3 protein-coding genes and 1 pseudogene are annotated in these 4,547 nt (G+C 62.4%); 1 reads left to right on the top strand and 3 read right to left on the bottom strand.

Annotated features, from left to right (window positions below; translation table 11 throughout):
* From IT472_RS10845 to IT472_RS10835, 3 genes and pseudogenes are all read right to left on the bottom strand, one after another.
* The coding region (locus IT472_RS10845) for a type I restriction endonuclease (protein ID WP_297181517.1) at nucleotides 1–1,172 on the bottom strand (1,172 nt) is incomplete at its 3' end.
* Nucleotides 1,173–1,292: 120 nt separating this feature from the next.
* Nucleotides 1,293–2,510, bottom strand: coding sequence for a PDDEXK nuclease domain-containing protein (locus IT472_RS10840; RefSeq protein WP_297181516.1), 1,218 nt, complete (start codon nucleotides 2,508–2,510; stop codon nucleotides 1,293–1,295).
* Nucleotides 2,511–4,041: 1,531 nt separating this feature from the next.
* A pseudogene (locus IT472_RS10835) lies at nucleotides 4,042–4,380 on the bottom strand (NADAR family protein); the annotation flags it as partial.
* Here IT472_RS10835 and IT472_RS10830 point away from each other — a divergent pair.
* Nucleotides 4,297–4,547 (top strand): hypothetical protein (locus IT472_RS10830; protein ID WP_297181518.1); only part of this gene is annotated, 251 nt, incomplete at its 3' end. The pseudogene IT472_RS10835 and the gene IT472_RS10830 overlap by 84 nt on opposite strands.

Below are 4,547 nucleotides of genomic sequence, written 5' to 3'. Positions count from 1 at the left end.
GCGTTGTCCGAATGGCCGAGGATCGAGGCCACATGGTCGTAGCCCTTGATGGTCTTGTGGATCTGGGTGTCCAGCGCGCGGCGGTCGGTGATGACGATGACCGAATCGAACTGCGCTTGCGTTTCATCCGCCGCCGTCTTCAACTCCACCAACTGGTGCGCCAGCCACGCAATGGTGTTGCTCTTGCCGCTGCCCGACGAGTGCTGGATCAAGTAACGCTTGCCCACGCCGTCAGTGCGTGAACGGCGTAACAGGGCGCGCACCGTGCGCAACTGGTGGAAGCGCGGAAACACCGGCTTGCGCGTCTTGCGCTTTCTGCCGCTGGCGTCTTCCTCCTCGTCTTCCACCACCTGCGCGTAGTTCTCGATGATGTTCGCCAACGAGTCCTTCACCAGCACCTGCTTCCACAGGTAATCGGTCTTGATGCCCTTGGGGTTCGGCGGATTGCCCGCGCCGCTGTTCCAGCCCTGGTTGAACGGCAGGAACCACGACGCCTTGCCCTTCAACTCGGTGCAAAAGCGCACCTCGGCATCGTCCACCGCCATGTGCGCGATGCAGCGGCCCGACTGGAACAGCAACTCCTTCGGGTCGCGCGTGGTCTGGTACTGGACGATGGCGTCTGCCACCGTCTGCTTGGTCAGTGAGTTCTTCAGCTCGAAGGTCAGCACTGGCAGGCCGTTGATGAAGATCACCAAGTCCAGCTCGTTGCCCGAATCGTTGCTGTAGCGCACCTGCCGGGTGATGCTGAAGATGTTCTTGCCGAAGGCTTCGGCGGCAGCGGCGTTGCCCGGCGTGGGCAGCAGCTTGTAGAGATCGACCGTCACCGGCCCGTGGCTCACGCCCTTGCGCAACACATCCACCACGCCGCGCTTGGCGATCTCGCCTTGCAGCCGGTGCAAGAACTGCGTGCGCTGGATGCCGTCGGCAGCGAGGTTGAGCGTTTCCACCGCCTTGGGCTGGGTGGCGTGCAGGAAGGCCAGCAACTTCGACACGTCCAGCGCCACATCGCGGTTGTAGTCGCTCGCCTGGCCCAGCACATAGCCGCCCGGCGCATACAAGGCCTCCGGTTCACCAACGGCGTTCGGCGTCACCGGCGGATGCTCGCTGATGCCCGCCAGATGGCGCACGATCAGCCGTTCCAGGCCCAATTCGCTGGTGTCGGTCGGTTTCATAGGCTCTCCAGCAGGCGGGCGATGGCGTCGGGGAACGACAACTGATTTCTCCAACCTGCGGTTGGAGTTTTCTCTTGACGACAATTTCTCGCACTACCAGTGCGAGTTTTCCCGTTTCGATCATCCGACGCCATCGTCTGCCTCCTTCCTCTTGCCGGGCAGCAGTGCCTTGCGCCGGGCCACCTGTTCGCGCGCGCTTTCCAGCAAGGCGTGAATCCGGCGCTCGAACACCGGGCGTTCGGGGAACACCGTCCAGTATTCGGCCACCATGATCTTGTCCCGATCCAGCGGCAGCAGTTCGATCTGCTCGCGGCTTTTCTCGGCGCACAGAATCAGGCCGATGGGCGCGTTTTCGCCTTCCTGCCGTTCGTGGCGGTCGAGCCAGCCAAGGTAAAGCTCCATCTGGCCCTTGTGCTTGGCCTCGAACTTCCCGATCTTCAATTCCACCGCCAACAGGCGCTTGAGCCTGCGGTGGAAGAACAGCAGGTCGAGATAGAAATCCTCGCCGTCGATGATCATGCGCTTCTGGCGTTCGACGAAGGAGAATCCGCCACCAAGTTCCAGAATGAAAGCCTCCAGCTCGCGCAGGATGGCGGTTTCGAGATCGGCCTCCAGATAGCCGTCACGCAGCCCCAGCACGTCCAGCAGGTAGGGGTCTTTGAAGGTGTCCGGTGGAATGTTGGAGCTTTCCGTCAATTGCGCGTTGGCGATTTCCTTGCGCTCGAAGGCTTTGCGCGCGATGAGGTGGCGCAGCCCGTCCCGGCCAAGCCGCCGGGATGCCGCTTCATTCAGATAGAACAAGCGGGCTTCGGGTGTTTTCAGCGGCAGCACCTCGACCACGTGCGCCCAGCTCAATTGTGTAGCGGGCCGCGACACAATCTCGAAGTCCGGGAACTGCTCGGCAAACTGCATCATGCGGCGCAGGTTGCGCGCCTCGTAGCTGCGCCCGTAGCTGGCGGCCAATTGTGTAGCGAGCCGCGACACAATCTTCTCCCCGTATTCCGCACGCGCATCGTGCAGGATTTCGCGGTTGATGCGCTGACCGATGCGCCAGAACAGATACACCGTGGCGCTGCTGGCCTGCCGTATCAGGACGCGGCGGGTTTCTTCGATGTAGTCCGCGACCGTGGCGAACAGATCGTCCGACGGCGCAAGCGCGATGGCCTTTCCCGCCTTCTTTGCAGGTGCCTTACGGGTGGTTTTCTTACTCGTCGCCATCGGCTGTCTCCTCCACGGATTCGGCTTCATCGTCGCCCAGTGCCACCAGATCGTCGTCGTCGACCGCATCGTCCGGGCCGGGCTGCCAGCCGCGCAGGTCCACCTGGCCGGTGACGGCATCGGCGATCAGGCGGTCGCGGTATTCGCGGATGAGCTTGATTTCGTCCTCGGCGCGGGCGATGGCTTCGTCGAGCGGCTGGGTTTCTTCGGCGATCCAGCGGCAGATGGCTTGCTGTTCGGCCACAGTCGGCGGCAGCGGAATGACCGCGTTCTTCACGTCATGCTTGCCGAGCGCGAAGCGCGTGACGCCCGTGGCGAGGACGTGGAACTGTTGGGCAATGCGTGCCGAACCGATGGCGCGGAACAGGAACTCGCCCAGCACGCGCTCCGGCTCCGGGCGCAGCAAACCGAGGTGGTAGGCACAGACCACGCCGGGCAAACTTTCCGGCACCCACGCGGGTACGCCGATGTCGTCCGGCGTTTCGGAGTCCTTCGTGAGAATGACATCGCCCGCCTTCAACGTGAGGCGCGCAATTTCCGCTGCCGTTGCTGTGGCGCGCATCAAGTCCATGTCGCCGGTGATGCGGTCGTTCTTGTAAACGTCGGTGTAGTTGCACAGACGCACCGGCATTTCGTCGTCGTGCGAATGCTTGTCCACGCCGCTGAACCGCACGTCCGCAATGTGCTTGATGGAAGCAACTTCCCAATGCTCCGGCACATCACCCAGCCATTCGATGCCGGAAGGCTTGAGGCGGGCGTTCGCGTCGAGGCCGCGCGTGACGGCGTGGTCGATGATGCGCAGCTTCTGTTCGGTGAGCAGGCCGATGAGGTCGCGCTTGGCCTTGATGAAGCGGGCGATGTGCGCGTCCTGCGCGCGCAGGTAGGCGACGATCTGGTCTTGTTCGGGTCGGGGAGGAACCACCGACGGCATTTGCTTGAAGGATTCCCAATACAGCCGGTTGCGGTCGGCCACAATGCCACGCGAGAACTTGTTGACTTCCCGCATGTAGGCGGCAGTGCGGAACAGGTAGCTGTAATACGCGCTGTTGGCTTCGGGGTAAGGCTTGACCACCACATAGGCCGGACTTACCAAGCCATCCACCGGCGCGGGGCCGACCGCGCCTTGCCACATGCGCATCATGTTGTAGGCGATGTCACCTTTGGCCGCGCGCTTGTACTTCTCTTTCTGGCTCATCACCTGCTTGCGCTTCAGGTTGTCCATGTCGCGCACGCGCACGCCGGTGCGTAGCGACACTTCCAGAATCGGCAAGTCAGGGAAGCCAGTGTCCACGCGATGGCCAAACAGGCGACCGTTGCGCAGAACCTGCCAGCCTTCCGGTAGCTTGGCTGCCCACGGCAGGCCGGAATCGCAATAAACGGGATATGCACTTTCCGCAGTTGGAGAAGGCAAAGTCTCGCCTTCGACGCTGACAGCGGCGGCATCCGTGCCAAAAAGGGAGCCTTGCTCCTGCTCATCGGCAGCCTGCGTTGGCGGTAAAGCTCCGGCTACTTCAATCGGCTGCCCAAACAGCAGGAACTGCGGAATGTCCGGCGGTGCGATATCCAAAGCTGCATCTCGCCCATGCTGCTTCACCTGCTCGCGCAGTTCCATTAGCAGTCTGCCCAAGACATTCATGCCGACCAGCGTGCCGCCGTCGTCGATAACCTTGGCTCCCCAAAAGTCGTCCTTGCGCGATTCCTCGACGATGGGGCGTTCGCCGGTTCGCAGCAGCAATTCGCTGAAGGTGTTCCAGTTGTTGGCCAGCTTCATGCGCAGGCACCAGCGCATGATGCGCACGCGTACCTGATCCCAATCGGGGCGCGAATCCTTGCGGTAGGGTTTGCTGCGCATCTTGGCCGTCATCGGGCTGATCTGGCCGATGATCATCTTCTGCACGTCGGGCAGATGCGGGAAGCGGCAAGCCTGATACAGCGCTTCGGAGGTCAGTATCCGCACCCCGTTCACCTGGATCGGGTAACCCCCGGCCATGTTGGACAGGCCGCCGAACGGCTCGTCGGTCTTGCGGAAGACGACACTGTCTTTGCGGCTGTAGGTGCGGGTCTGATCTCTTCCACCCATCAGAGATCGCCTCCGGTCAGATCAGCGAACATCCTGCTTATCGCCGTCTGCGTGTTCGTGGTGCGCGGGAACAGCGG

Source organism: Thermomonas sp., from assembly GCF_020850895.1.
GTDB lineage: Bacteria > Pseudomonadota > Gammaproteobacteria > Xanthomonadales > Xanthomonadaceae > Thermomonas.
The sequence above is the reverse complement of the archived record's forward strand: the minus strand, read 5'-3'. Positions and strand labels throughout refer to the sequence as shown.